The organism is Streptomyces sp. LaBMicrA B280 (assembly GCF_049222185.1).
Taxonomy (GTDB): Bacteria; Actinomycetota; Actinomycetes; order Streptomycetales; family Streptomycetaceae; genus Streptomyces; species Streptomyces murinus.
The window spans coordinates 50,573-76,852 of sequence record NZ_JBMJCT010000003.1 but is presented as its reverse complement, the minus strand read 5'-3'; the positions used below and the strand labels follow the sequence as shown (position 1 = coordinate 76,852).

Sequence of the window (26,280 nt, the reverse complement as noted above, 5' to 3'; positions counted from 1 at the left end):
CCGACGGTACGACCGGGCCGCCGAGCGGCGCCCGCGGGTTCCGTAGGCTTCTCCGGTGAGCGAAAACAGCGTGTTCAGGTTCGCCGGGGCCACCGGAGTCGGGTCCATGCCGGGCGGGGACGCCCGGGAGGCCGTCAAGACCGTCACCGGATCCTTCGAGGACTTCCCGTACCTGCCCGAACTGCCCGCCCGCGGCCCCGGCGCCGACATGATCGGCCGGACCGCCGGGATGCTGGTCGAGCTGTACGCGCGCGTGGAGCCCAGCGGCTGGCGGCTCGGCGACCGGCCGGGGCGGGACACCCGGCGGGCGCGGGGCTGGCTGCGGGAGGACCTGGACGCGCTGGAGGAGTTCACCCAGGGGTACGAGGGCGACCTCAAGGTGCAGGCGGTCGGGCCCTGGACGCTCGCCGCCGCCCTGGAGCTGCGCAATGGCGAGGCCGCCCTCTCCGACCCCGGCGCCTGCCGCGACCTCGCCGCCTCCCTCGCCGAGGGACTGCGGCTGCATCTCGCCGAGGTCCGGCGCCGGGTCCCCGGCGCCCGCGTCCTGCTCCAGCTCGACGAGCCCTCGCTCACCGCCGTACTGCGCGGCCAGGTCCGCACCGCCAGCGGCTACCGCACCCACCGCGCCGTGGACCGCCAACTCGTCGAGCACACCCTGCGCGACGTCGTCGGCGCCCACCCGGACGGGCCCGTCGCCGTCCACTCCTGCGCCCCCGACGTGCCGTTCGCGCTGCTGCGCCGGGCCGGCGTCGACGCCGTCTCCTTCGACTTCGCGCTTCTCACCGAGCGTGACGACGACGTGATCGGTGAGGCCGTCGAGGCGGGTACCCGGTTGTTCGCCGGTGTCGTGCCCGGCACGGACGGCCCATTGTCAGACCCTGCCGGTAGCGTCATGGGTGTCAGGACGTTGTGGCGCAGGCTGGGCTTGCACCCGGGCCTGCTCGCCGAGGCGGTCACCCTCACCCCGGCGTGCGGTCTCGCGGGCGCTTCCCCCGCCTATGCGCGCCGGGCGCTCGCCCAGTGCGTCCAGGCGGCGAGATCCCTCGCGGACAACCCAGAGTAACGGGAGGACAACACGGTGGCCGGCGACAAGCAGGCGGAGACCACGGCGGTGCCCGCCGAGGCCCGCGACAGGCACGCGCAGCTGGCGGAGCAGATCGAGGAGCACCGCTTCCGGTACTACGTGAAGGACGCTCCCATCGTCAGCGACGCGGAGTTCGACCAGCTCCTGAAGTCCCTGGAGGCGCTGGAGGAGCAGTACCCCGAACTGCGCACCCCCGACTCGCCCACCCAGAAGGTGGCGGGTTCGTACGCGACGGAGTTCACCGCGGTCGAGCACCGCCAGCGCATGCTCTCCCTCGACAACACCTTCAACGACGAGGAACTGGCCGCCTGGGCCGACCGCATCGCCCGCGAACTCGGCGACCAGACCTACCACTTCCTGTGCGAGCTGAAGGTCGACGGCCTCGCCGTCAACCTTACGTACGAACACGGCCGCCTCACCCGCGCCGCGACCCGCGGCGACGGCCGCACCGGCGAGGACATCACGCCCAACGTCCGTACGATCGCGGACATCCCCGACCGGCTCGGCGGCGACGAGGTCCCCGACCTGGTCGAGATCCGCGGCGAGGTCTACTTCCCGATGGAGAAGTTCCTCGAACTGAACGAGCGTCTGGTCGCGGCCGGCGACAAGCCCTTCGCCAACCCCCGCAACGCGGCGGCCGGTTCGCTGCGCCAGAAGGACCCCCGGGTCACCGCCACCCGCCCGCTGCACATGGTGGTGCACGGCATCGGCGCGCTGGAGGGCTTCAGCGGGATGACCCGGCTGTCCCAGGCGTACGACCTGCTCAAGACCTGGGGCCTGCCCACCTCCTCGCACAACCGGGTGGTCGACGACCTGGACGGCGTCCGCGGGTTCATCGCGCACTACGACGGCGAGAACCGCCACTCCGTGGAGCACGAGATTGACGGCGCCGTCATCAAGCTGGACGAGATCCGTCTCCAGGGCCGCCTCGGCTCCACCGCGCGCGCCCCCCGCTGGGCCATCGCCTACAAGTACGCGCCGGAGGAGGTCAACACCAAGCTCATCGACATCAAGGTGGGCGTCGGGCGCACCGGCCGGGTCACGCCGTACGCCCAGGTCGAGCCGGTCACCGTCGCGGGCAGCGAGGTGGAGTTCGCCACCCTGCACAACCAGGAGGTCGTCAAGGCCAAGGGCGTGCTGATCGGTGACACCGTCGTGATCCGCAAGGCCGGCGATGTCATCCCGGAGATCCTCGGCCCGGTGGTCGACCTGCGCGACGGCGGCGAGCGGGAGTTCGTGATGCCCGGCGAGTGCCCCGAGTGCGGCACCCCGCTGCGGCCCATGAAGGAGGGCGACATCGACCTCCGCTGCCCCAACGGGCGTACGTGCCCGGCCCAGTTGCGCGAGCGCGTCTCCTATCTCGCGGGCCGCGAGTGCCTGGACATCGAGCACTTCGGCGGGGTGGCCGCGGCGGCCCTGACCCGCCCGCTGGAGCCGGCCGAGCCCCCGCTGGTGGACGAGGGCGACCTGTTCGACCTGACGGTGGAGAAGCTGCTGCCCATCAAGGCGTATGTGCTCGACCCGGACAGCGGGCTGCCCAAGCGCGACCCCAAGACCGGTGCGGAGAAGGTCGTCACGGTCTTCGCCAACCAGAAGGGCGAGCCGAAGAAGAACACCCTCGCGCTGCTGGAGAACATCGAGGCGGCCAAGTCCCGTCCACTGGCCCGTTTTCTGAACGGACTGTCCATCCGGCACGTCGGCCCGGTCGCCGCCCAGGCCCTCGCCCGCGAGTTCCGCTCGGTCGACCGCATCGAACAGGCCACGGAGGAGGAGCTGGCGGCCACCGACGGCGTCGGCCCCATCATCGCGACCGCGGTCAAGGAGTGGTTCACCGAGGAGTGGCACCGCGAGATCGTCCGCAAGTGGAAGGCCGCGGGCGTCCCGTTGGAGGACCAGGTCAGCGGGGAGGCGGAGGGTCCGCGTCCGCTGGAGGGGCTCACCGTGGTGGTCACCGGCACGCTGGAGCACTTCACCCGGGACGGCGCCAAGGAGGCCCTCCAGAGCCGGGGCGCCAAAGTGACCGGCTCGGTTTCGAAGAAGACCTCTTTCGTGGTCGTTGGTGACAATCCGGGATCGAAATACGACAAGGCCATGCAATTGAAGGTTCCGGTGCTCGATGAGGACGGATTCGGCGTCCTGTTGGAGCAGGGCCCGGACGCCGCGACGGAGGCCGCGCTTCCGACCGAGGAGTAGCGGTTGAAGGCCACCCGTTCGGCGCATACCAGTTGCATACGGGTGGCCCCGGGCGCATTCGGGCAACCGCCGACGACCGGTGCCCGTGGAAGCCCCGCGCGGCCTAGTGTTGAGTTGTGCACCTGCCGTGCCCGGCGGCGGACGGGGGCATTTCCCTGCCCGCCGCGGGCGCGGCAAGGGTTTCTTCAGCGCGAAGCCGTCGATGGTGTCGGACATCGGGCCGCGTGGCGTGGGCACCGCCGGCTGTGAGAGGGACGGGAATGGAACCGACCGAGAGCGTCGCCCCGGACTCACGGCTGCGCCTGCGCCGCCGCGCGCTCGCCTGGCGGGAGACCCTGCGGCCCGTGCGCACCGGCGGCCGTACCCGCCCGCGCGTCCGTCCGGCCGCGACCGTCCGGAGGCGGGCCGCCCGGGACCCTGGCCCGCGCTGCCCGCGGCCGTCACGGCGGCCGCGGCCCTCGTCCTGACCGCCGGTTTCCTGCGCGCCTTCGGCGGCCGGCACGCGCTCTTCCCGTGCGGCACCACCGGCTGGTCGCTGGCCCTGCTCACCGGGATCATCGTCGGCCATCTCGTCATGCTGGGCCGCGCCCGCTGGTGGGGCGGCACCGGCTCGGGCGCCGCCCTCACCCTCGCCGTGCTGCTGCTCTTTGGCTGGGTGCCCGCCGGCCTGGTCAGCCTGACCGTCGTCGTCCTGGTCGGCATCGCCCGCCGGCACCGCTGGCGCCAGGGCGTGCTGCACGGCGCGACGGACATCCTCGGCATCGGCGTGGCCGCCCTGCTGCTCGGCGCGCTCGGCCGGGTGCCCAGCGTGGAGCAGCCCTGGCGGGCGCACAGTTGGAGCCTCGCCACCGCCCCCGAGATCGCGCTGGCCGCCGTCGCCTATCTCGCCGTCAGCCGGGGCCTGCTCTGGTACCTGACCGCGCCGCGCGAGCACGGACTGCCGAGCGTCCCCCGGCCCGCGCTGGTCAGGCAGGGTCTGGTGGCCGTGGCGCTGCTCGGTATCGCGCCGCTGGTGTGCGTGGTCGCCGACGCCCAGCCGGTGCTGCTGCCGCTGTTCGCCATCCCCCTCATCGCCCTCGACTCCGCCCTGTGGATGGCCCGCGCCCGCGCCGAGGAGCAGCTGCGCGATCCGCTGACCGGGCTGCCCAACCGGCAGTGGCTCCAGGAGCGGATCTGGACCGCGCTGGACGACGCGGACCGCATCGGCGCCCGTTCCGCACTGATGCTGATCGACCTCGACCGCTTCCGTTCGGTCAATGACACCCTCGGTCATCTCGCCGGTGACCGGCTGCTGTTGCAGATCGCCGAGCGGCTGCGGCTCGCCCTGCCGCGCGGCGCGGAGGCGGCCCGGCTCGGCGGCGACGAGTTCGCGGTCTTACTGCCCGTCGCCGACTCCATCACCTCGGCGATGCGGGTCGCCCGCGGCCTGGTGACCGCCCTCAGCTCCCCGCTCGACCTCGACGGCCTCACCCTCGTGCTGGAGGCCAGCGCCGGGGTCGCCGTCTTCCCGGACCACGCGATGGACGCGGAGGGGCTGCTGCGGCGGGCCGACGTGGCCATGTACCAGGCGAAGCGGGACCGTACGGGCGTCGAGGTCTACGAGTCCAAGCGGGACTCCAACACCCCGGACCGGCTCGGCCTCCTCGGCGATCTGCGCCGGGCGCTGGACGCGCACGAGGTGCAGTTGCACTACCAGCCCAAGGTGCGCTTCGACGGCCAGGTCGCCGGTCTTGAGGCGCTGGTGCGGTGGGTGCACCCGGAGCGCGGGAAGGTGCCGCCGGACGAGTTCATCGCGATCGCCGAGTCCTCCGGGCTGATGCCCCATCTCACCGAGTACGTTCTGGAGACCGCCCTCGAACAGGTCGCCCGCTGGCGGTCGGGGGGCATCCGGGTGCCGGTCGCGGTCAATGTCTCCCCGCGCGATGTGCACACGCCCGGCTTCGCGGGCTCGGTCGCCGCCCGGCTGGCCCGGCACGGGGTGCCGGCGGGCGCGTTGCAGCTGGAGATCACCGAGCATGTGCTGCTGGAGGACCCGCAGCGGGCCGCCGACACCCTCGCGGCGCTGACCGGGCACGGCGTGAAGATGTCCCTGGACGACTTCGGCACCGGGTACTCCTCCCTGGTGCATCTGCGGCGGCTGCCGGTCAGCGAGCTGAAGATCGACCGCTCCTTCGTGGCCCGGCTCGCCGTGGACACCGAGGACGCGGAGATCGTGCGCTGCACCATCGACCTCGCGCACTCCCTGGGGCTGCTGGTCGTCGCGGAGGGCGTGGAGGACGACGAGACCTGGGAGCGGCTGCGGGACCTGGGCTGCGACGCGGTGCAGGGGTGGCTGGTGGCCGCGGCGATGCCGCCGGAGGAGGCGACGGCCTGGCTGCGCTTCCGCCAGACCAGCGTCGGCTCACCCACGCGCCGCCCCTTGCCCGAGGGCGAGGTGCCCGTCCCCCAGGCAAGCGGCCCGCCTCCGGCGACGGCGGGCGGCCGCAAGCCGCCTCTCGGCCCTTCCTAGTCCCCTCAGCCCCTCCTGGCCCCCTCAGCCCCTCCTGGTTCCCTCGGTCCCTCCTGGTCCCCTCAGTTCCTGGTCGGCCCCGCGAACCGGTCCACCAGCAGCTCCAGGCGCCGTTCGTGCGCCCATTCCGGCAGGCGGCCGCTGCGCATCAGGGTCGCCAGGCCGTGCAGGGCCGCCCAGAAGGTCTCGGTCAGCAGGCCGGCGTCCTCCTCGGTGGTGAGCGGCGCCACCGCGGCCAGCAGCTCGCCGAAGGCGTCCTGGAGCGGGGCCGGGGCCTGCGGGGTGGCGAACGGCAGGTCCACCAGGTGGGTGAACATCGCGTCATACAGGGCGGGCCGGCGCCGGGCGAAGGCGGTGTAGGTCCGGGCGACCGCCGCGAGTGGGTCCCGGACCCCGTCGGCGCCCGCGCGCGCCTGCCGTAGCTCGGTCGCCAGATCGGCGCAGCCGTCGACCGCGACCGCCGCCATGATCGCGTCCTTGCCCTTGAAGTGGCTGTAGAGGACCGGCTGGCTGTACTCGATCTCGGCGGCCAGCCGACGCGTGGTCACCGCGTCCCAGCCCTCCGCCTCGGCCAGCTCCCGGGCCGCCGTCACGATCAGCTGCCTGCGTTCGGCTCGTTCGCGCTCCCTGCGCGTCTGGATCGTCATACCCGGATTCTAGCAACGCTAGGCAATCTATCGGCGCTCTGCTAGCGTCACTCCTGTTCCTAGCATTGCTAGAAATCAGACTGCCGGAAATCGGACCGACGGGAGACGTCATGACCATCGCCGCGTACACGCTGGCCGTCCTGCTCGACCTGTTCTGCCTCTTCCTCGGCTACCGCTTCTGGTTCCGGCCCGCCCCGGCCGCCGCCGGCTACGGCGTCCCCGCCGACCCCGCGGGCGACGCCGGCGCCTATCTGTCGGTCAAGGGCGGCAGGGACGGCGCCTTCGGCCTCGTCGGGCTCGTCCTGCTGGCGCTCGTCGGTGCCCGCGCCGAGGCCTGGTTCATGGTCTGCGTGGCCCTCGTCCCGCTCCTCGACACGGTGATCGTCCTGCGGCACGGCGGGCGCGGGGCCGTCGCGTTCGGGATACATTTCGCCACCGCCGTGGTGGTCCTCGTCTGCGCCGCGCTGCTGTTCGCGGCCTGATCGCACCGCACCTGGGGAGAGGGACATGTCGCTGTTCGTGCCGAGGTTCGATGACACCGCGCTGGTGCGGGAGGCCGGGGCGGAGGTGGTCGGCGGGGACCCCGTCGCCGTACGGCTGCTGGCGGACAGCGGTGCCACCGGCGGCGCCCTGTCCACGGTGCGCGTCACGCTCGCGGCGGGCGCCGACGGGGCCCGGCCGCATGTGCACCACCGCTCCGCCGAGATGTTCTATCTGCTGGACGGCGCCGCCGAGGTGCTCTCCGGCGAGGACGTGGTCACCGCCGAGCGCGGCGATCTGATCGTCGTACCGCCGGATCGTCCGCATGCCTTCGCCGCCGTCCCAGGCTCCACCGCCGACCTCCTGGTCGTCATCGCCCCGGGCGTCGAGCGCTTCGAGTACTTCCGCCATCTCCAGCGCGTCCGCCTCGGCGAACTCGGCCCGGAGAGCCTGCTGGAGGTACAGGAGCGGTACGACAATCACTTCCTGGAGAGTGCCGCCTGGGAGGCCCGGCACCGCTGAGCGCGCGCCCCCGGGGCAAACCGTTTAACGGCCACGCCACCCCGCCCCATAGGATTGGTTCCAAACAACACACTCTCACCCCAGAGGATCGCTGCATGCCTGGCATCACGCGCGAGGAGGTCGCCCACCTCGCCCGGCTGGCGCGTCTGGAGCTGAAGCCCGAAGAACTCGACCACTTCGCCGGCCAGCTCGACGACATCATCGGCGCGGTCGCCCGCGTCAGTGAGGTCGCCGACCAAGACGTACCGCCGACCTCGCACCCGCTCCCGCTGACGAACGTCATGCGGGCGGACGAGGTCCGTCCCTCGCTCACCCCCGAGCAGGCGCTCTCCGGCGCCCCCGCCCAGGAACAGCAGCGTTTCAAGGTGCCGCAGATCCTGGGGGAGGAGTGACCATGACGGACATCATCAAGCTCACGGCCGCGCAGATCGCCGAGAAGATCGCCTCCGGCGAGCTGACGGCGGTCGCGGTCACCGAGGCCCACCTCGCCCGCATCGAGGCCGTCGACGAGAAGGTGCACGCCTTCCTGCACGTCGACCGCGAGGGCGCGCTCGCCCAGGCCCGCGCCGTGGACGAGAAGCGGGCCCGCGGCGAGAAGCTCGGCCCGCTGGCCGGCGTCCCGCTCGCGCTCAAGGACATCTTCACCACCGAGGGCGTGCCCACGACCGTCGGCTCGAAGATCCTCGAAGGCTGGATCCCGCCGTACGACGCGACGCTCACCAAGCGCCTCAAGGCCGCCGACGTCGTCATCCTCGGCAAGACCAACATGGACGAGTTCGCCATGGGGTCCTCCACCGAGAACAGCGCCTACGGCCCGACCGGCAACCCCTGGGACCTCACCAAGATCCCCGGCGGCTCCGGCGGCGGTTCCTCCGCCGCGCTCGCCTCGTACGAGGCCCCCCTCGCCATCGGCACCGACACCGGCGGCTCCATCCGCCAGCCGGCCGCCGTCACCGGCACCGTCGGGGTGAAGCCGACGTACGGCGCGGTCTCCCGCTTCGGCATGGTCGCCTTCTCCTCCTCCCTGGACCAGGGCGGCCCCTGCGCCCGTACGGTCCTGGACGCGGCCCTGCTGCACGAGGTCATCGCGGGCCACGACCCGATGGACTCCACGTCCATCGACGCCCCGGTCCCGCCGGTGGTCGAGGCGGCCCGCAACGGCAGCGTGTCGGGCATGCGGGTCGGCGTCGTCAAGCAGTTCCGCGGCGAGGGCTACCAGGCCGGCGTCATCCAGCGCTTCGACGAGTCCGTCGAGCTGCTGAAGGAGCTGGGCGCCGAGATCGTCGAGCTGGACTGCCCGTCCTTCGACCTCGCGCTGTCGGCGTACTACCTGATCGCCCCCTCCGAGTGCTCCTCGAACCTCGCCCGCTTCGACGGCCTGCGCTACGGCCTGCGGACCGGCGACGACGGCTCGCACTCGGCCGAGGAGGTCACCTCCCTGACCCGCGAGGCCGGCTTCGGCCCCGAGGTCAAGCGCCGCATCATGCTCGGCACGTACGCCCTGTCGAGCGGCTACTACGACGCCTACTACGGCTCCGCGCAGAAGGTCCGCACCCTCATCACGCGGGACTTCGAGAAGGCGTTCGAGCAGGTCGACGTGATCGTCTCCCCGACGACCCCGACCACCGCCTTCGCGATCGGCGAGCGCGCCGACGACCCGATGGCGATGTATCTCGCGGACCTGTGCACCATCCCGACCAACCTGGCGGGCAACGCGGCCATGTCGCTGCCCTGCGGTCTCGCCCCGGAGGACAACCTCCCGGTGGGCCTGCAGATCATCGCCCCGGCGATGCAGGACGACCGCCTGTACAAGGTGGGCGCCGCCGTCGAGGCCGCCTTCGTGGAAAAGTGGGGACACCCGCTGCTTGAGGAGGCACCGTCGCTGTGAGCAAGCTGTCCAAGGCCAAGGACTTCAAGAAGTCCAAGTCCGGTACGTACCTGTCCATGGCCACCACCGCGTTCGGCGCGATCGGTGTCACCAAGCAGATCAAGAAGGCCCGCGCCGAGCACGACACGCTGCGGCTGATCGACGCCACGGTCTCCGCCGTCGCGATCGTGACCGGCCTCGCGATCCTCTACCGCGAGCTGAAGCGGCTGGGCGACGACGACGTCCTGCTGGGCTGAGAGGGAAGTTTTCACCGTGACCACCACGACCGACCTGGTGTCGTACGAGGACGCGCTGGCGTCGTACGACCCCGTCATGGGCCTTGAGGTCCATGTCGAACTCGGCACCAAGACCAAGATGTTCTGCGGGTGCTCCACGGAGCTGGGCGCCGAGCCCAACTCGCAGACCTGCCCCGTCTGCCTCGGCATGCCCGGCGCGCTCCCGGTCGTCAACGCGACCGGCGTGGAGTCGGCCGTCCGGATCGGCCTCGCGCTGAACTGCTCGATCGCCGAATGGTGCCGCTTCGCCCGGAAGAACTACTTCTATCCGGACATGCCGAAGAACTTCCAGACCTCCCAGTACGACGAGCCGATCGCCTTCGACGGCTACCTCGACGTGCAGCTGGAGGACGGCGAGACCTTCCGCGTGGAGATCGAGCGCGCCCACATGGAGGAGGACACCGGCAAGTCGACGCACGTCGGCGGCGCCACCGGCCGTATCCACGGCGCGTCCCACTCCCTGCTGGACTACAACCGCGCCGGCATCCCGCTCATCGAGATCGTCACCAAGCCGATCGTGGGCGCGGGCGAGCGCGCTCCCGAGGTGGCCAAGGCGTACGTGCGGGAGCTGCGTGAGGTCATCCGTGCCCTCGGCGTGTCCGACGCCCGCATGGAGATGGGCCAGATGCGCTGCGACGTGAACCTGTCGCTGATGCCCAAGGGCGCCGAGAAGTTCGGCACCCGCTCGGAGACGAAGAACGTCAACTCGCTGCGCTCGGTGGAGCGCGCGGCCCGCTTCGAGATCATGCGGCACGCGGCCGTGCTCTCCTCCGGTGGCACCATCATCCAGGAGACCCGCCACTTCCACGAGGACACCGGGTCCACGACCTCGGGCCGCGTGAAGGAGGAGGCCGAGGACTACCGGTACTTCCCGGAGCCCGACCTGGTTCCCGTCGCGCCCGCGCGCGAGTGGGTCGAGGAGATCCGCGCGGCGCTGCCCGAGCTGCCGCTGGTGCGCCGTACCCGGCTGCTCGCCGACTGGGGCATCTCCGCCACGGAGATGCAGGCGATCCTGAACGCCGGCGCGCTGGACCCGATCGTCGCCACCATCGAGGCCGGGGCCGACGCGGCCTCCGCCCGCAAGTGGTGGATGGGCGAACTGGCGCGCAGCGCCAACGAGTCCGGCACGTCCCTGGACGAGCTGGCGATCACCCCGCAGCAGGTGGCCCGGGTCACCGAGCTGGTCACCAAGGGTGATCTGAACGACAAGCTGGCCCGTCAGGTCATCGAGGGTGTGCTCGCGGGCGAGGGCACCCCGGACGAGGTCGTCGACAAGCGCGGCCTGAAGGTCGTCTCCGACGACTCGGCGCTCGGCACCGCCGTGGACGAGGCCATCGCCGGCAACCCCGGCATCGCGGACAAGATCCGCGGTGGCAAGGTGGCCGCGGCCGGCGCCCTGGTCGGCGCGGTCATGAAGGCCACCCGCGGCCAGGCCGACGCGGCTCGCGTCAAGGAGCTGATCCTGGAGCGGCTCGGCGTCAGCGAGGGCTGACCGGCGAGAGCTGAGTCACCGTCAACCCGTGGGGGGACGCGCCGCACCGGCGCGTCCCCCCACGGCGTTTTTCTCCCGCTGTGAATAAGCCCACGAACGCGGCAAAGGATCACTTTTGCCTGCGAGAGTGTCCAACGATTGCTCATGCGTTCTTTGCGGGCTGTTCAGTTTATGGACGATCATTCCCGGCCAAAGATCCACAAATCGTCCTTGGGAGCACGTCCGTGGCAGCCCTCGCGCGCTGGTGCGTCCGGCACCGACTGATCGCCGTCCTGCTGTGGCTGTGCGCCTTCGGCGGGGCCACCGCGGCCGCCTCCGTCGCCGGCACGTCGTACTCGAACGACTACTCGGTCCCCGGCACCGAGTCCGGCCGCGCCGCACAGCTGCTCCAGGCGGGCTTCCCGGGCCTCGGCGGCGACAGCGACACCGTCGTCTGGCACACCACGAAGGGCACCGTCCGCGCCGCCGACGTCGAACAGAGCATGACCACCGCCCTCGACCGGATCGACCGGCTGCCCGGCGTCGCCTCCGTGGACGGGCCGTACGAGGGCCAGGGCGGCCGGCAGATCAGCGCCGACGGGCGCACCGCCTACGCCACCGTCACCTTCGCGCGGCAGGCCGAGGACATCGGCAAGGACGAGGCCCGGGCCGTCGTGGGCGCGGCGAAGGCGGCCGAGGGCGACGGGCTCCAGGTGGAGCTGGGCGGCAGCGCCATCGGGCTCACCGAGACCCCGAAGGACCGCACCGCCGAGGTGGTGGGCGTCCTCGTCGCCGCCGTCGTCCTCTTCCTCGCCTTCGGCTCCCTCGCCGCCTCCCTGCTGCCGATCGCCACCGCCCTGATCGGCGTCGGCACCGCCCACGCCGGCATCGGACTGCTCGGCCACGCCATGACGGTCGCCGACTTCGCGCCCATGCTCGGCATGCTCGTCGGCCTGGGCGTGGGCATCGACTACGCGCTGTTCATCGTCACCAGGCACCGGCGCGGACTCAAACGCGGCCTGGACGTCACCGAGGCCGCCGTGAGCGCCGTCGCGACCACCGGACGCGCCGTCGTCTTCGCGGGGGCGACCGTCTGCATCGCCCTGCTCGGCATGCTGATCCTGCGCCTGAGCTTCCTCAACGGCGTCGCCGTGGCCGCCAGCCTCACCGTGATCCTCACCGTCGCCGCCTCGGTCACCCTGCTGCCCGCCCTGCTGTCGTACATCGGCCCGCGCGCCCTCGGCCGCCGCGAACGCCGTCGGCTCGCCGAGCACGGGCCGCGCCCCGAGGTGCCCACCGGCCTCGCCGCCCGCTGGTCCGCCTTCGTGGAGCGGCGGCCCAAACTGCTCGGCGCGCTCGCCGTCGCCGTGATCGCGCTGCTCGCCCTGCCCACCCTCTCGCTCCACCTCGGCACCTCCGACCAGGGCAACGACCCCCGCACCTCCACCACCCGCAAGGCGTACGACCTGCTCGCCGACGGCTTCGGGCACGGCGTCAACGGGCCGCTGACCCTCGTCACCCGGGTGGACGGCGCCGCCGACCGGCTCGCCCTGGACAACCTCGACACCACGCTGCGCGCCACCCCCGGCGTCGCCTCCGCCACCCCGGTCGCCTACGCCACCGGCGGCGAGAGCGCCTACCTCACCGTCGTCCCCGACTCCGCGCCCCAGTCCCAGGCCACCAGCGCCCTGGTGGACCGGCTGCGCGAGACGGTGCTGCCCCGCGCGGAACAGGGCACCTCCCTCGACATCCAGGTCGGCGGCGTGACCGCCAGCTACGACGACTTCGCCGATGTGATAGTCGGCAAACTTCCCCTGTTCGTCGGCACCGTCATCGGGCTCGGCTGTCTGCTGCTGCTCCTCGCCTTCCGCTCGCTCGGCATCCCGGTCAAGGCCGCCGTGATGAACATCGCCGCCGTGGCCGCCGCGTTCGGCGTGGTCGTCGCCGTCTTCCAGTGGGGCTGGGGCAGCGAACTGCTCGGCCTCGGCCGCGCGGGCCCCATCGAGCCCTTCCTGCCCGTGATCATGGTCTCGGTGCTCTTCGGGCTCTCCATGGACTACCAGGTCTTCCTGGTCAGCCGGATGTACGAGGAATGGCTGGCCACCGGCGACAACCGGCGCGCCGTCCGGGTGGGCCTCGCCGAGACCAGCCGGGTGATCAACTCCGCGGCCGTGATCATGATCTCGGTCTTCCTGGCCTTCGTGCTCAGCGGCGACCGCGTGATCGCCATGTTCGGCATCGCGCTCGCCGCCGCCGTCGCCCTCGACGCCTTCGTGCTGCGCACCCTCCTGGTGCCCGCCCTGATGCATCTGCTCGGCGCCGCGAACTGGTGGCTGCCCGGCTGGCTGGAGCGCAGGCTGCCGCACATCAGCATCGAGCCGCCGGAGTGCCGCGCCGCGCATGAGAGGCTCGGGCGGGTCCCGGCCGACCGGATCGGCCCGGACCGGATCCACGAACAGCAGAAGGAAGCACAGCGCGATGTACGCGATATCCCTGGGTGACGGCGCCGAACTGCGCCCGTTGGAGGTCTGGCACGCCGAGGAGATGCTGGCCAATATCGATCGAGGACGCGCCTTCATCGGGCAGCACATCGGACTGCCGGAGGTGGTGGCCGACCTGGAGGGCGCCCGCGCCTACCTGCGCTCGTACGGCGAGAAGCGCGCGACCGACACCGGCGCGCTGCACGGCATCTGGCAGGACGGGACGCTCGTCGGCGGACTGCTCTTCCGCACCTGGGACACGCTGATCGGGGTGTGCGAGGCCGGTTGCTGGCTGGAGCCCGCGGCGGCCGGGCGCGGGCTCGTCACCCGGGGCATGCGGCTCCTCATCGACTGGGCGTTCGAGACGCGCGGCATGCACCGCGTGGAGTGGCGGGTGGCCACCGCCAACCAGCCCAGCATCAATGTGGCCCGGCGACTCGGCATGACCCGTGAGGGTGTACTGCGCGAGGACTATCCGCACGACGGGGAGCGCACCAGCACCGAGATCTGGTCGGTGCTGGCCCCCGAATGGCCCAAGGCACGCGAGGGCGCCGCGCAACACGCCCATTGACGATCATTAAGCGCCCTCTCAGACGGCGTCCGTACGGTTGTTGCCATGGCAACGAAGACATCGGAAGACGCCGCGGCCGGTACGACGGCGGCGCAGCACGACGACGAGACGGCACAGGGGGTCGAGACCGCGGCGCAGGACACCGCGGAGAAGGCGGAGACCGAGGGCGTGAGCGCCGAGGGCACCGAGGGGGCGGCCGACGGCGCGCTCGCCGAGGAGTCGGCGGACGGGCCCTCGGACGGGTTCGAGGACGACGCGGCGCAGGCCAAGGCGCCCACCGGGGTCGGCCAGGGCGCCGGTGCCGTGGTCTCCGCCGCGCTGGGCCTGGTCTCGCTCAGCGGCGGCTGGATCGGCACGGTCGCGGGCGCCCGCCAGCAGCTCATCGGCCAGCTGCGGACGTCCTCCACGGCGGGCGTCGCCACCCAGATCAAGGCGGTCTACGGCGACTCCTGGCACACCACCGCGCTGTGGGCCGGCTTCTTCGCCCTGCTCGCGCTGATCACCGGCGTGGTCGTCCTCGCCCGCCCCGCCTTCGGCACCCCCGGCCGCCCGCAGGCCCCCTGGATCAAGTCGGTGGCCTGGGCGGGCGTCTCGCTCGGCGTCATCGGGCTGCTGCTGGCGGTCCTGAAGTACTCGGACGCGCTGCTGGCGCTGCCGTCGACGAGCTGAGCGGGCGATAGCCTCCGACGCCCGGGAAACTCAGGGGCGTCAGCGACCTCAGCGATCTCAGCGATCCCAGGGGCCTTAGGGAACTCGTGCACATGTCACGGGCTCCCCGAGGCCCCTTACGCATGCGCGGCGCGGACTCTGAGGCCCCCTCAGACGGCGGACCGGGCCGGAAGTCCGCCCGAAGATGCGGAACTCTCCCGATGCGGCGCGCCCGGCTGGGAGCGGAGGGTGGAGGCATCACGCGGAGCCGTCGCGACGAGCGAGGCCCCGCACCACCTCTCTCCCCGCGAAGGCACCGCCATGATCGAGACCGAGAACCACGCCCGGATGCGCACCGAGCGCCTCCTCCTGGAAGCCGAGCGACAGCGCCTGGCCCGCGAACTGACCAGGACCCGCCGCCGCGCCCGCCGCATCGCACGGGCGGCGTGGCCCGGCGGCAAGGGCCGGGGCGGCGAACCGCACCGGAACCCGTCCCGCTGGCCCCGGCCCCTGCGCACCGGGTGACCGCGCCATGGGCACGACACCTCGCGCGACCGGCACGCCCCACTCCACAGTCGGTACGACGATCACACCGAGCCTGTGGAAAACCGGCGACCCGGTCTCCGCGCCCCGTGCGATGCTCGGCCACGTGGAGACCAGATCCCCCAGCCCCGTGTTCATCGGCCGCACCGAAGAACTGACCGTCCTGCACGAAGCGCTCACCCGCGCCGCCGCGGGACAGCCGGGGACGCTGCTGCTCGGCGGTGAGGCGGGCGTGGGCAAGACCCGCCTGGTCGAGGAGTTCACCTCGGCCGCCGCGAGCCGCGATGCCCTCGTCGCCGTCGGCGGCTGCGTGGAGATCGGCGCCGAGGGCCTCCCGTTCGCCCCGTTCTCCGCCGCCCTGCGTGCCCTGCGCGCCGCCCGCCCCGAGGAATTCGCCACCGCCGCCGCCGGCCAGGAGGAGGAACTGGCCCGGCTGCTACCCGAATTGGGCGAGCACCCCGCGGGCCACCATGACGAACACAGCACGGCCCGCCTGTTCGAACTCACCGCCCGGCTGCTGGCCCGGCTCGCCACCGACCACACCATCGCCCTCGTCCTGGAGGACCTGCACTGGGCCGACGCCTCCACCCGCCATCTCCTCGCCTACCTCCTGCGCACCCCGCGCACCGGCAGACTCCTCGTCCTCGCCACCTACCGCTCCGACGACGTCCACCGCCGCCACCCCCTGCGCCCCCTGCTCGCCGAACTGGACCGGCTGCGCACCGTCCACCGGATCGACCTCCCCCGCCTCACCCGCGAGGAGACCGCCCGACTGATCGCCGGCATCCTGGCCCGCGAACCCGACCGCGCCCAGGTCGACGCCGTCTTCGAACGCTCCGACGGCAACGCCTTCTTCGCCGAGGAACTCGCCGTGGCCGCCCGCGAGGGCCGCCGCACCGGACTCGCCGACTCGCTGCGCGATCTGCTCCTGGTCCGGGTCGAGACCCTGCCCGACCCGGCCCAACGGATCGCCCGGATCATCGCCGAGGGCGGCTCCACCGTGGAGTACCGACTGCTCGCGGCGGTCGCCGGACTCCCGGAGGACGACCTCATCGAGGCACTGCGGGCCGCCGTCGGCGCCAACATCCTCACCACCACCCCGGACGGCACCGGCTACCGCTTCCGGCACTCCCTGAGCCGCGAAGCCGTCGCCGACGACCTGCTGCCCGGCGAACGCTCCCGCCTCAACCGCCGCTACGCGAAGGCGCTGGACGCCGACCCCACCCTCGTCCCGGCCGACACCCGCCTGCCCCGCCTCGCCGGATACTGGTACCACGCCCACGAACCCGCCAAGGCCCTGCCCGCCGTCCTCGCCGCCTCCGCCGCGGCCCGCCGCCGGCACGCCTACACCGAACAACTCGACCTGCTGGAGCGGGCGATGGAGCTGTGGGACAGCGCCCCCGAAGCCGTGCGCTCCGCCCTGCGCCCCATCGACCGCACCCCGTACGGCGGCGACCCCACCACCCCGCTGAGCTATCTCGACCTGCTGGCCGAGGCCGCCGTCGCGGGCCGCTTCGGCGGAGAGCGCGAGCGCGCCCTCGCGATCACCAGACGCGCCCTGCGCCTGCTGGAGGACGAACCGGACCCGCTGCGCGCCGCCTGGTTCTGGCTGCAGCGCTCCCGGCTGGTCCAGGCCCAGGCCCAGGGCGACGGCCGACGCGAACTGTCCACCGCCGAGGAACTGGTGCGCGGCCTGCCCCCGTCCGAGGTGCACGCCGAGGTGCTGACCCTGGCCGCCAACTGGTCCATGCGGCACCGGCCGGGCCCCGAGGCCTTCGCCGCCGCCGAACAGGCCGTGCAGTACGCGCGGATGGTCGGCGCCCGCGACATAGAACTGCACGCCCGCCTCACCCTGGGCGGCCTCCAGGTCGACGCAGGCGCCCATGAGCCGGGGCTCACCCAGATGCGGCAGGTCCTGCGGGCCGCCCTCGCCGAGGGCATGCACCAGGTCGCGGGCCGGGCCTATGTGAACCTCCCGTCCGCACTGACCGGCCTCGGCCGGGACCGGGAGGCCCTGCCCCTGCTGCACGAGGGCCTCGCCTTCGCCCGCGGACACGGACTGCCGGACTCCGAGGCCTGGATGTGGGCCGGGCTGGCCGAGGCTTGGTACGCGCTCGGGCAGTGGCCGGACGCCGTCCGGGCCGCCACCCACGCCACCCGGATCGGCCGTGGCACCGAGCCCCGTGCCGCGGGCGCCCTGAAACTGGCCCACCTCGCCCTGGCCCATGGCGACCTCCCCGAGGCCGCCCGCCGACTCGCCACCGCCCGCGACCACTTCGGGGACCACGACCCCATGCCCCACCAGTGCCTCCCACCGGCCCGCGTCGCCCTGGGCATCGCCGCCGGACAGGGCCGCCTCGCCGACGCCCGTGCCGAACTGCTCCGGGCACTGGACGCCGGCCTTCCGACCGGCGCGCACCGCCACGGCTGGCCGCTGCTGCGCGCCGCCGCCACCGCCGAGGCCGACACCCGCACCCTGCCCACCGCCCGGGCGGGCCGCGCCGAGATCCTCGACCGGCTCACCGAGACCGCCCGGACCCTCACCACCGGGGCACCCCTGTGGGACGCCTACGACCAGTGGACCCGCGCGGAACTGCGCAGAGCGGACGGCCGGGACACCGTGGACACCTGGGCCCCGGTGGCCACCGCCTTCGAGCACCTGGACCGCCCCTACGATCTCGCCCGGGTCCGCCTCCGCCTGGCCGGGGCGCTGCTGAGAGCGGGCGGCACGGGCGAGCGCGACCGCGCGCTGGAACTCCTCCGGCTCGCCGCGGCCGTCGCCACCCACATGGACGCCCGCCCCCTCTTGGACACCGTCACCCGCTCCGCCCGCCGCGCCCGCCTGGCCCTGACCCCCGGGCCCGGGCAGACCGCCACCACCCCGGCCGACCCGGCCGCGGAGCTCGGCCTCACCGCCAGGGAACAGGAGGTCCTGCGACGGCTCGCGGCCGGGCGTACCAACCGGCAGACAGCCGAGGAACTGTTCATCTCCCCGAAGACGGTGAGCGTCCACGTCTCCAACATCCTGGCCAAACTCGGCGTCTCCAGCCGCGGCGAGGCGGCCGCCCTGGCCCACCGGCTCGGCCTCTTCCCGGCCCAGGACCGGCTGGCGGCGGGATAATGGCCCCGGGACAACCGGCAAGGGGGAGAAGCCGTGTTCGACGCCTTCAGCGAACTGTTCGCACCGGGTCGCCAACACACCCGCGACGAACAGAACCGCCTGGAACTGACCCGGGAGGAGGTCGGCGACAGCGACCCCGGCCGCGGCCCCATAGACCTCACCTCAGGCAAGGCGGTCATACGCCTGTCCGCCCCGAAACCGGCCACCCCGAAACCGGCCACCACGGAGCCGGAGGGTGAAGGGTCGGAGTAGGGGGGTGCCCCTGTCTGGCCGATGGCGAAGGCCAGTAGGTTCGTGCGGTCGGGAGCGGGGCCGAGCCGTAGGGGTGTGCATGGGTGACGGGCAGGTGACGATCAGGCTCACGAGTGACGAGGCACTGGTGCTGTCGCACTGGCTGGAGAAGCTCCAGATGACGGACCTCGGCCGTGTTGTCGACGATCCGGCGGTCTGGGCGCCGATCCATCGGATCGCCGGAACACTCGACAAGACGCTTCCCGGGCTGTTCGCATCCGACTATGACCAGCGGCTTGAGGCCGCTCGGCAGAGGCTGCGGCCGGAGGAATGATCGAGCGGCCGGCCCCCGGGGACTCGTCGGCGCGGCTAACTCACCTGAAGCTCCAGGACCCTGTCGTCCCCCTTCTTCGGATGCCCCCGCCCGTCCGTGTTGCTCGTGATCAGCCACAGCTTGCCGTCGCCCGCCGGGGCGACCGTGCGCAGGCGGCCGTAGGTGCCGGTGAGGAAGGACTGGGGGGTGGCCGCGGCGCGGGTGCCGCGGAGGGGGACGCGCCACAGGCGTTCGCCCTTGAGGGCGGCCATCCAGATGACGCCGTGGACATAGGCGATGCCGCTGGGGGAGGCGTCGTCGGTGTGCCACTCGGCGACGGGGTTCTGGAAGCGGGGGTCGGTGGACCTGCCCTCGGCGTCGGGCCAGCCGTAGTTGCCGCCGGGCTTGATGGCGTTCAGCTCGTCCCAGGTGTCCTGGCCGAACTCGGAGGCGAACAGGCGCTGGCGGTCGTCCCAGGCGAGTCCCTGGACGTTGCGGTGGCCCAGGGAGTAGACGGGGGAGCCGGGGAAGGGGTCGCCGGGGGCGGGGTCGCCGTCGGGGGTCAGCCGGAGGATCTTGCCGCCCAGGGAGCCGCGGTCCTGGGCGAGGCCGCGCCGGCCGCTCTCGCCGGTCCCGGCGTACAGCATGCCGTCGGGGCCGAAGGCGATCCGGCCGCCGTTGTGGACGGGGCCCTTGGGGATGCCCTTGAACAGGGTGTCGGGGGCGCCCAGTTGCTCACCGGCCGGTTTCTTGTCGTCGTAGAGCATCCGGACGATGCGGTTGTCCGAGGCGGAGGTGAAGTAGGCGTAGATCATGTGGTCCGAGGCGTAGCGCGGGGACAGCGCGATGCCCAGCAGGCCGCCCTCGCCCGCCGGGGAGACCCCGGAGACCGTGCCCAGTCCTGTCGTGCGGCCCGTGTCCGGGTCGATGCGGGTGATCGTCCCCTCGTCGCGGGAGGAGACCAGCAGATCGCCGTCCGGCAGCACGGCGAGACCCCAGGGTGACTTCAGGCCCTCGGCCACCGTGCGCAGCACCCGTACCGAGCCCTTGACCGGTGCCGCCGACTCCGTGGCCGGGGCGGTGGGCGCGCTGCTCGGGGGCGCCGTACGGGGGAGCTGACCGGGAAAGCCCACCCCCGAGGAGCCGGCGGAGCAGCCCGCCGTCAGCAGGAGGGCGGCGGCCGCGGCCAGCACGGTCGGCACAGCTCGACGTCGCACGATCACGATCCCTTCGGGGCGGCGTTCCAGCGGCAGATCTTCCCCTCCCAAGGGTCCCTCAGTCCCACGACCCTTGCGCCCCCGGCAGCCGGGCGATCTCCGCGAGGTCCGCGGGGGACAGCCGCAGTCCGGCCGCCGCCGCGTTCTCCGCGGCCCAGCGCTCCCGCTTCGCGCCGGGCAGCGCGATCACATGGCGGCCCCGTGACAGCACCCAGGCCAGCGCGACCTGCGCCGGGGTGACGTGCGGGCCGTGCCGCCGGGCGACGCGGCGCAGACCGGCCACGATCGGCTGGTTGGCCGCCATCATCTCGGCGGTGAACCGGGGGTGCCGGGCGCGCACATCGTCCGGTTCGAAGCCCTCGCCCGGGGTGAGCGTGCCGGTCAGGAAGCCGTTGCCCAGCGGCATCGCCGCCAGGAAGCCCACGCCCCGCGCCTCGCACCACGGCAGCAGCGTCCGCAGCGCCTCCGGGGACCACACCGAAAGCTCCGCCTCGACCGCGGCCACCGGGAACACCTGCTGCACCCGCTGCAACTGGCGCAATGTGCCGTCGTACAGGCCGGTGCCCGAGCGGCGGCCGCCGCGTGCGCCCAGCGCGCACAGGCCGAGCGACCGTACCTTCCCGGCGCGCACCAGCTCGGCCATCGCGCCCCAGGTCTCCTCGATCGGCACCTCGGGGTCGGGGCGGTGCAGCTGGTAGAGGTCGATCACATCCGTCTGGAGCCGGCGCAGCGAGGCGTCGCAGGCCCGTTTCACATAGCCGGGGCGGCCGTTGGCCACGATGTGCTGCTCGCCCACCAGCAGCCCCGCCTTCGTGGAGACGAACGCGTCCGCCCGCCGCTCCCTCAGCACCCGCCCGAGCAGCAGCTCGTTGGTGAACGGGCCGTACATGTCCGCGGTGTCCAGCAGGCTCGACCCCAGGTCCAGGGCCCGGTGCACGCATCTCACCGACTCGTCGCCCCGTTGCCGCGAGGTGCTGTACGCCCAGCTCATCGGCATGCACCCGAGTCCGACGGCCCCCACCGCGAGCGCCCCCGCGCCGATCGTCCTGCGCTCCACCTGCTCCGGAACCTCCCCTAGCCTGACCCCCAACCTAACCTCTGCACCGCGCGTACCTGACATAGCCTCCTGGCCATGAGCGCAGACGTATGGCTTCCGCTTCCGCCCGAGGAGATCGAGGGGCTGCCCGAGGGTCTCCGGTACCTGTTCTGGGACGGGGGCGAGGACGGCGACCAGGAGTTTCCGGGTGATCCCGCGCGATGCGTGATGTACGTGGTGCCGTACATGAAGCGGTGGCCGGTCAAGGTGCGCCCGCTGGAGCAGTTGAGCAATGTCCGGGTCATCCAGACGCTCACGGCCGGCGTCGACGACATCACGGCGCGGCTTTCGGCCATCGTGCCGGGCGTACGGCTGTGCAACGCGCGGGGGGTGCACGAGGCGAGCACCGCCGAGCTGGCGCTCACCCTGACCCTGGCCGCGCTGCGCGGCATCCCGGACTTCGTGCGGGCCCAGCAACAGGAGCGCTGGCAGGGCGCGTTCAGGCCCGCGCTCGCCGACAAGAACGTGCTGATCGTCGGCTACGGTTCGATCGGCGCCGCCATCGAGGACCGGCTCACGCCCTTCGAGCTTGCGCGGGTGGCGCGCGTCGCGCGCTCCCGGCGCACCACGGCGCGCGGTCTCGTGCATCCGATCGCCGATGTGCTCTCTCTGCTTCCGGATGCCGATGTCGTGATTCTGTCCACCCCCCTCACGGACGCCACCCATGGTCTGGTGGACGCCGAGTTCCTCTCCCGGATGAAGGACGGGGCCCTCCTGGTGAACGTCTCCCGGGGGCCGGTCGTGGACACGAACGCGCTGCTCGCGGAGCTGGAGCGGGGCCGGATCCTGGCCGCCCTGGACGTCACCGACCCCGAGCCGCTGCCGCCCGGCCACCCCCTCTGGAAGGCCCCCGGCGCACTGATCACCCCGCATGTCGGCGGACCCACGTCGGCCTTCCTGCCGCGCGCCCGGCGGCTGCTGGTCGATCAGCTGACCCGGTTCGTGAACCACGAGCCGCTGCGGAACGTGATCCTGACGACGGGGCAGGACCCGAAGGAGCCGGTGGGAACGGCCCCCGAAGATCCGGCCGGAACAGATCCGGAGGGCCCGGACACCCCGGGAACGAACGGGCGTTAGGGCCTTTCCGGCACCCTCCGCGACCTCTCGGACGCGGCCCGTGCCCGTATCCCCGCTGGTCGTCACGGAGCGTAGAGAAGCTATGTCCCTGAGTGACGAACCTGGTGTATCGTCCCGACAGGGGCAGCGCCGCCTACATCGGCGCCGGGGATGACATTTCAGATCTTGTGAGGGGGGCGACGGGCGATGCACGGCCTATGGACGAACGATCCGACGCGTTGGAGCCGCCGACGACGGCCCTGGCGCACGGCCGCGGGCGGACGCGGCCACCACACCGCTCACCACAGCCACCACCCGCGGCGGCCGGCCGGCCCCCGCAGGCACGCACGCCCGGTCCGCCGGGTGCGGCGGGACACGGGCGCGTCACCCACCGGGAGGCCCCGGTGAGCGCGCCCACGCCGACCACCACCGTCCACGCAGAGGTGCGCGCGCCGCACCCGCACCAGGACCCGCCGGCGCGCGGACGGGTCCGCGTCGTGCGCACCCGCGCCTCCGAACAGCTCGTCCTCGCCCTCGTCTGCGCGGCGTACGCCGTCGGCGCCGCGTTCGACTGGGGCACGGACGAGATCGCGCTGGTCATGGGCGACTTCGGGCTCAGCGCCGCGGCCGGCGTCGCCGCCGTCTCCTGCTTCCTCTACGCCCGCGGCCCCCGGGTCCGCTACCGCCCCGCCTGGCTGCTGTTCGGCCTCTCCTCGGCCATGGCGGCCCTGGGCAACGCCGTCTGGGGCTGGTACGAGGTCGTGCTCGGCCGGCCCGTGCCCAGCCCGTCGTACGCCGATCTGTTCTTCCTGTGCTTCGCGCCGCCCGCGATCGTGGGCCTGCTGGTGCTCGCCAGCCGTCCGGTGACCCGGGCCGGCTGGATCTGCCTGGGCCTGGACGCCTGGCTGGTCGGCGGTTCGCTGCTCACCCTGTCGTGGAGCCTCGCGCTCGCCCAGGCGGCCCGGTTCGACGGGCCGAGCGTGGCGCACACCGCGCTGTCGCTGGCGTATCCGCTGCTGGACATCGCGCTGGTCAGCATGGTGCTCGCGCTGCACTTCCGGCGCGCGCCCGGCAATAGGACCGCCGTGAACACCGCGATCGGCGCGCTCGCCCTGACCGTGATGTGCGACGCGCTGTTCACCTCGCCGCTGCTGCACAGCAGTTACCGCTCCGGCCAGCTGCTGGACGCGGGCTGGTTCGCCGGTTCGCTGCTGCTCGCCTACGCCCCCTGGGCCACACCCCGGCCCGGGAGCGCGCCGGTGCCGGACGGGCCCACCCGCGCGGCCTCCGGGCAGCTGCCCGCGCCGCGCGCGCGCCGCCGACCACCGGTCACCGTCCGCGCCCGCGCCCGCCCCGACCGCCGAGCACAGCCGGGACCCGGGCTCCGGGCAGGACGCCGGTGCCGGGCACGACGCGTACGCGGGCGCCGGGCACGACGGGTACGAGGCTGCCGGGCACGACGGGTACGAGGGCTTCGCACACGGCTCGTACCCGGACCCGGGCCACCTCCAGGACAGCGCGTTCCCGGACGCCGGGCACGGGCCGCTCCCGGCGCCCGACGGCACCGGACCCGCTGCGCACGCCGGTGCCGACTCCGTCCGCTACCCGGCGGGACGCCCGATCACCGGCTCGCTCGGCGCGCTCACCCCGTATCTCGCCGCCGCGGTGTGCACCCTGGGCATCCTGTACAACGTCCTGAACGGCCGCAGGCCCGACCACGTCGTGCTGATCACCGCGGGCTGCGTGGTGCTCGCGCTCGTGATCCGCCAGGGCATCATGCTGCTGGACAACATCGCCCTCACCCAGGAACTGGCGCAGAAGGAGAACCACTTCCGCTCCCTGGTGCAGGGCTCCAGCGACGTCATCATGATCGCTGCGCCCAACGGCATCCTGCGCTACGTCTCCCCGGCCGCCGCCGGGGTCTACGGCCGTCCCGCCGAGGACCTGGTGGGCACCGAGCTGGCCGCCCTGATCCACCCCGAGGACCTGGGCTGTGTGGTGCACGAGGTGCGCCGCTTCCTCGCCGCCAGCCCGCTGACGGAGCCCACCACCCGCATCGAATGCCGCTTCCGCTCCGGCGGCGGGGGCGGCTGGCTGAACGTCGAGTCCACCGTCAACCGCCACCACGGCGGCCTGATCTTCAACAGCCGGGACGTCACCGAACGCGTGCGCCTGCAGGCCCAGTTGCAGCACAACGCGGAGCACGACCCGCTGACCGACCTGCCCAACCGCGCGCTGTTCACCCGACGCGTCCAGCAGGCCCTGTCCGGCCGCCGGGCCACCGACCGGGGCGCCGCCCTGCGCGGCACCGCGGTGCTCTTCATCGACCTCGACGGCTTCAAGGCCGTCAACGACACCATCGGGCACCAGGCCGGCGACGAACTCCTCGTCCAGGCGGCCCGAAGACTCCAGGACGCGGTACGCCAGGGCGACACCGCCTCCCGGCTCGGCGGCGACGAGTTCGCGGCCCTGATCGTCGGGGACGGCACCCATGACCGTGCCGCCCGGGAACGCAACATCCTGGAGCTCGCCGACCGCCTCAGGATGACCCTCTCCCAGCCCTACGCGATCGACGGCAACGATGTCCGGGTCAACGCCTCCATCGGCGTCGCCTTCGCCGAACCCGGCCTCGGCGCGGGCGAGTTGCTGCGCAACGCCGACCTCGCGATGTACCGCGCGAAATCGGCCGGAAAGGGCCGGGTCGAGCTGTACAAGCCGCAGATGCAGCAGGACGTCGTACGCAAGGCGGAGCTCGCCACCCGGCTGCGCGCCGCGCTGCACGACGGGGAGTTCGCGCTGCTGCACCAGCCCGTGGTGTCCCTGGAGGACGGCCGGATCACGGCGGTCTCGGCGCAGGCCCGCTGGCGCTCCTCGCAGGGGGTGCTGTTCACCCCGGCGGAGTTCCTGCGGGTGGCCGAGGACGGCGACAAGACGGCCGAGCTGGACCGCTGGATCCTCCAGGAGTCCGTGGCGGGGGCCGCCGAGCGGGCCGCGAGCGGGCTCGTCGTACCGGTGGCGGTGCGGATGAGCGCCCGGCGGCTGCTGGACCGCTCGCTGCCGCCCGGCTCCGTGGAGGCGCTGCTGACCAGATACGGGCTGCCGCCCGGCGCGCTGGTCATCGAGCTGTCCGACACCGATCCGGGGCTCGGCCTGGACGAGCTGGAGCGGCGGCTGACCGCGCTGAGCCGGCTCGGGGTGCGTATCGCGCTGGACGGCTTCGGCAGCGGCCACGCGGCGATCGCCGCGCTGCGGCGGCTGCCCGTGGACATCCTCAAGCTCGACCGCGGCCTGGTCGAGGGCGTGGTGGACTCCGCGCGGCTGCACAAGATCACCAGCGGGCTGCTGCGGATCGCCCATGACCTCGGGATCCAGTCCGTCGCCGAGGGCGTGGACCTGCCCGAGCAGGCGGTGGCCCTGCGCGCGATGGGCTGCACCCATGGCATCGGCGCGGCGTTCTCCGGTCCGCTGGACGAGCACCGGCTGCGCCGGGCGCTCGGCGCCGGGTCCTGCCCGGTGCCGCACACCGGGACCGGAGCGCACGCGGCGGCCGGGGCGCACGCCTCGGGCGCACCCCACGCGCAGACCGGTCTGCATGTGTCGTCAGGCCCCCATGTGCCGGCCGAACCCGTATTCGCGGGCCGAGTAAGGGAAACCCAGGGGCGGCTGGGTGCCGCGGGGGTGTACACCGGAGGAGTACCCGCTGTTTTTGGAGGCGGTAGTGCCCTTCGCTCACATTCTGAGACGCCCGTCCCACCCACTTGACACGTGGTGCGCCCCGGGGAGAGGGTCAGTGCCATGCGCACCCGAATTCTCGTACTTGGACAGCGCGTCGGCTGAGCTGGGACCCACCGGAATGCGATCCGGAATCCCCAGCGACCCTCACCGGCGCGCTCCCCTCGCTTGCCTCACGGCACGAGGGGTTTTTTGTTGCACGA

General features: G+C 72.8%; 20 protein-coding genes and 1 pseudogene. 18 read left to right on the top strand and 3 right to left on the bottom strand.

Annotated elements, in window-relative coordinates:
• The first annotated feature begins 55 nt into the window (after window positions 1-55).
• The 3 genes from ACLF5H_RS02730 (at window position 56) to ACLF5H_RS02720 (ending at window position 5,786) form a co-directional block, all read left to right on the top strand.
• Window positions 56-1,063, top strand: coding sequence for a methionine synthase (locus tag ACLF5H_RS02730; protein WP_421674474.1), 1,008 nt, complete (start codon window positions 56-58; stop codon window positions 1,061-1,063).
• A gap of 15 nt (window positions 1,064-1,078) precedes the next feature.
• Complete coding sequence (ligA, locus tag ACLF5H_RS02725; RefSeq protein ID WP_421674473.1) at window positions 1,079-3,277, top strand: NAD-dependent DNA ligase LigA; 2,199 nt, start codon at window positions 1,079-1,081, stop codon at window positions 3,275-3,277.
• A gap of 202 nt (window positions 3,278-3,479) precedes the next feature.
• On the top strand, window positions 3,480-5,786 hold the full coding sequence (locus tag ACLF5H_RS02720) for a putative bifunctional diguanylate cyclase/phosphodiesterase (RefSeq protein WP_421674472.1): 2,307 nt from the start codon (window positions 3,480-3,482) through the stop codon (window positions 5,784-5,786).
• 62 nt (window positions 5,787-5,848) lie between these two features.
• On the opposite strand, the gene ACLF5H_RS02715 is transcribed toward ACLF5H_RS02720, so the two are convergent.
• The gene (locus ACLF5H_RS02715; protein ID WP_421674471.1) at window positions 5,849-6,433 is read right to left on the bottom strand and encodes a TetR/AcrR family transcriptional regulator; all 585 of its coding nucleotides are present in this window, start codon (window positions 6,431-6,433) and stop codon (window positions 5,849-5,851) included.
• Between the two features lie 110 nt (window positions 6,434-6,543).
• Between ACLF5H_RS02715 and ACLF5H_RS02710 the strand changes: the two genes are divergently transcribed.
• The 13 genes from ACLF5H_RS02710 (at window position 6,544) to ACLF5H_RS02650 (ending at window position 18,997) form a co-directional block, all read left to right on the top strand.
• Window positions 6,544-6,915 (top strand): DUF4267 domain-containing protein, encoded by a 372-nt coding sequence (locus ACLF5H_RS02710; RefSeq protein WP_421674470.1) that lies wholly within the window; start codon window positions 6,544-6,546, stop codon window positions 6,913-6,915.
• A gap of 25 nt (window positions 6,916-6,940) precedes the next feature.
• Complete coding sequence (locus ACLF5H_RS02705) at window positions 6,941-7,435, top strand: cupin domain-containing protein (RefSeq protein ID WP_421674469.1); 495 nt, start codon at window positions 6,941-6,943, stop codon at window positions 7,433-7,435.
• 95 nt (window positions 7,436-7,530) lie between these two features.
• On the top strand, window positions 7,531-7,827 hold the full coding sequence (gene gatC, locus ACLF5H_RS02700; protein WP_006130840.1) for an Asp-tRNA(Asn)/Glu-tRNA(Gln) amidotransferase subunit GatC: 297 nt from the start codon (window positions 7,531-7,533) through the stop codon (window positions 7,825-7,827).
• Between the two features lie 2 nt (window positions 7,828-7,829).
• Window positions 7,830-9,323, top strand: a complete 1,494-nt coding sequence (gene gatA / locus ACLF5H_RS02695) for an Asp-tRNA(Asn)/Glu-tRNA(Gln) amidotransferase subunit GatA (RefSeq protein WP_421674468.1) — start codon at window positions 7,830-7,832, stop codon at window positions 9,321-9,323.
• The gene (locus tag ACLF5H_RS02690; RefSeq protein ID WP_053662973.1) at window positions 9,320-9,559 is read left to right on the top strand and encodes a hypothetical protein; all 240 of its coding nucleotides are present in this window, start codon (window positions 9,320-9,322) and stop codon (window positions 9,557-9,559) included. Before gatA ends, ACLF5H_RS02690 begins: the two co-directional genes overlap by 4 nt.
• Window positions 9,560-9,575: 16 nt before the next feature.
• Window positions 9,576-11,090, top strand: a complete 1,515-nt coding sequence (gatB, locus tag ACLF5H_RS02685; RefSeq protein ID WP_421674467.1) for an Asp-tRNA(Asn)/Glu-tRNA(Gln) amidotransferase subunit GatB — start codon at window positions 9,576-9,578, stop codon at window positions 11,088-11,090.
• A gap of 224 nt (window positions 11,091-11,314) precedes the next feature.
• The gene (locus ACLF5H_RS02680) at window positions 11,315-13,570 is read left to right on the top strand and encodes an MMPL family transporter (RefSeq protein ID WP_421674466.1); all 2,256 of its coding nucleotides are present in this window, start codon (window positions 11,315-11,317) and stop codon (window positions 13,568-13,570) included.
• Complete coding sequence (locus ACLF5H_RS02675) at window positions 13,548-14,120, top strand: GNAT family N-acetyltransferase (protein ID WP_421674465.1); 573 nt, start codon at window positions 13,548-13,550, stop codon at window positions 14,118-14,120. Before ACLF5H_RS02680 ends, ACLF5H_RS02675 begins: the two co-directional genes overlap by 23 nt.
• A gap of 45 nt (window positions 14,121-14,165) precedes the next feature.
• A complete protein-coding gene (locus ACLF5H_RS02670; protein WP_421674464.1) occupies window positions 14,166-14,789 on the top strand; it encodes a hypothetical protein in 624 nt (207 codons plus the stop codon).
• A gap of 300 nt (window positions 14,790-15,089) precedes the next feature.
• Window positions 15,090-15,293 (top strand): hypothetical protein, encoded by a 204-nt coding sequence (locus tag ACLF5H_RS02665; RefSeq protein WP_421674463.1) that lies wholly within the window; start codon window positions 15,090-15,092, stop codon window positions 15,291-15,293.
• 112 nt (window positions 15,294-15,405) lie between these two features.
• Window positions 15,406-18,432 carry a helix-turn-helix transcriptional regulator gene (locus ACLF5H_RS02660; RefSeq protein ID WP_421674605.1) on the top strand — a complete coding sequence of 1,009 codons (3,027 nt, stop codon included), beginning with the start codon at window positions 15,406-15,408 and terminating at the stop codon, window positions 18,430-18,432.
• Between the two features lie 33 nt (window positions 18,433-18,465).
• The gene (locus ACLF5H_RS02655; RefSeq protein WP_421674462.1) at window positions 18,466-18,684 is read left to right on the top strand and encodes a DUF6191 domain-containing protein; all 219 of its coding nucleotides are present in this window, start codon (window positions 18,466-18,468) and stop codon (window positions 18,682-18,684) included.
• A gap of 79 nt (window positions 18,685-18,763) precedes the next feature.
• The gene (locus ACLF5H_RS02650; protein WP_421674461.1) at window positions 18,764-18,997 is read left to right on the top strand and encodes a hypothetical protein; all 234 of its coding nucleotides are present in this window, start codon (window positions 18,764-18,766) and stop codon (window positions 18,995-18,997) included.
• A gap of 35 nt (window positions 18,998-19,032) precedes the next feature.
• On the opposite strand, the gene ACLF5H_RS02645 is transcribed toward ACLF5H_RS02650, so the two are convergent.
• Window positions 19,033-20,199: a PQQ-dependent sugar dehydrogenase gene (locus ACLF5H_RS02645; protein ID WP_421674460.1), complete on the bottom strand. Its 1,167-nt coding sequence runs from the start codon at window positions 20,197-20,199 to the stop codon at window positions 19,033-19,035.
• Window positions 20,200-20,251: 52 nt separating this feature from the next.
• Window positions 20,252-21,250, bottom strand: a complete 999-nt coding sequence (locus ACLF5H_RS02640; protein WP_421674459.1) for an aldo/keto reductase — start codon at window positions 21,248-21,250, stop codon at window positions 20,252-20,254.
• Between the two features lie 75 nt (window positions 21,251-21,325).
• On the opposite strand from ACLF5H_RS02640, the gene ACLF5H_RS02635 reads away from it, so the two are divergent.
• Together ACLF5H_RS02635 and ACLF5H_RS02630 are read left to right on the top strand one after the other, a co-directional pair.
• Entirely contained in the window at window positions 21,326-22,366 is a 1,041-nt protein-coding gene (locus ACLF5H_RS02635; RefSeq protein WP_421674458.1) for a 2-hydroxyacid dehydrogenase, read from the top strand.
• 383 nt (window positions 22,367-22,749) lie between these two features.
• Window positions 22,750-26,107, top strand: a pseudogene (locus ACLF5H_RS02630) (putative bifunctional diguanylate cyclase/phosphodiesterase).
• Window positions 26,108-26,280: the final 173 nt, after the last annotated feature.

Coding starts and splice junctions, on each gene's coding strand:
- ACLF5H_RS02720 (WP_421674472.1), top strand. CDS start 3,480: ATGGTGTCGGACATCGGGCCGCGTGGCGTGGGCACCGCCGGCTGTGAG.
- ACLF5H_RS02715 (WP_421674471.1), bottom strand. CDS start 6,433: ATGACGATCCAGACGCGCAGGGAGCGCGAACGAGCCGAACGCAGGCAG.
- ACLF5H_RS02710 (WP_421674470.1), top strand. CDS start 6,544: ATGACCATCGCCGCGTACACGCTGGCCGTCCTGCTCGACCTGTTCTGC.
- ACLF5H_RS02705 (WP_421674469.1), top strand. CDS start 6,941: ATGTCGCTGTTCGTGCCGAGGTTCGATGACACCGCGCTGGTGCGGGAG.
- gatC (WP_006130840.1), top strand. CDS start 7,531: ATGCCTGGCATCACGCGCGAGGAGGTCGCCCACCTCGCCCGGCTGGCG.
- gatA (WP_421674468.1), top strand. CDS start 7,830: ATGACGGACATCATCAAGCTCACGGCCGCGCAGATCGCCGAGAAGATC.
- ACLF5H_RS02675 (WP_421674465.1), top strand. CDS start 13,548: ATGTACGCGATATCCCTGGGTGACGGCGCCGAACTGCGCCCGTTGGAG.
- ACLF5H_RS02670 (WP_421674464.1), top strand. CDS start 14,166: ATGGCAACGAAGACATCGGAAGACGCCGCGGCCGGTACGACGGCGGCG.
- ACLF5H_RS02665 (WP_421674463.1), top strand. CDS start 15,090: ATGATCGAGACCGAGAACCACGCCCGGATGCGCACCGAGCGCCTCCTC.
- ACLF5H_RS02660 (WP_421674605.1), top strand. CDS start 15,406: ATGCTCGGCCACGTGGAGACCAGATCCCCCAGCCCCGTGTTCATCGGC.
- ACLF5H_RS02650 (WP_421674461.1), top strand. CDS start 18,764: ATGGGTGACGGGCAGGTGACGATCAGGCTCACGAGTGACGAGGCACTG.
- ACLF5H_RS02635 (WP_421674458.1), top strand. CDS start 21,326: ATGAGCGCAGACGTATGGCTTCCGCTTCCGCCCGAGGAGATCGAGGGG.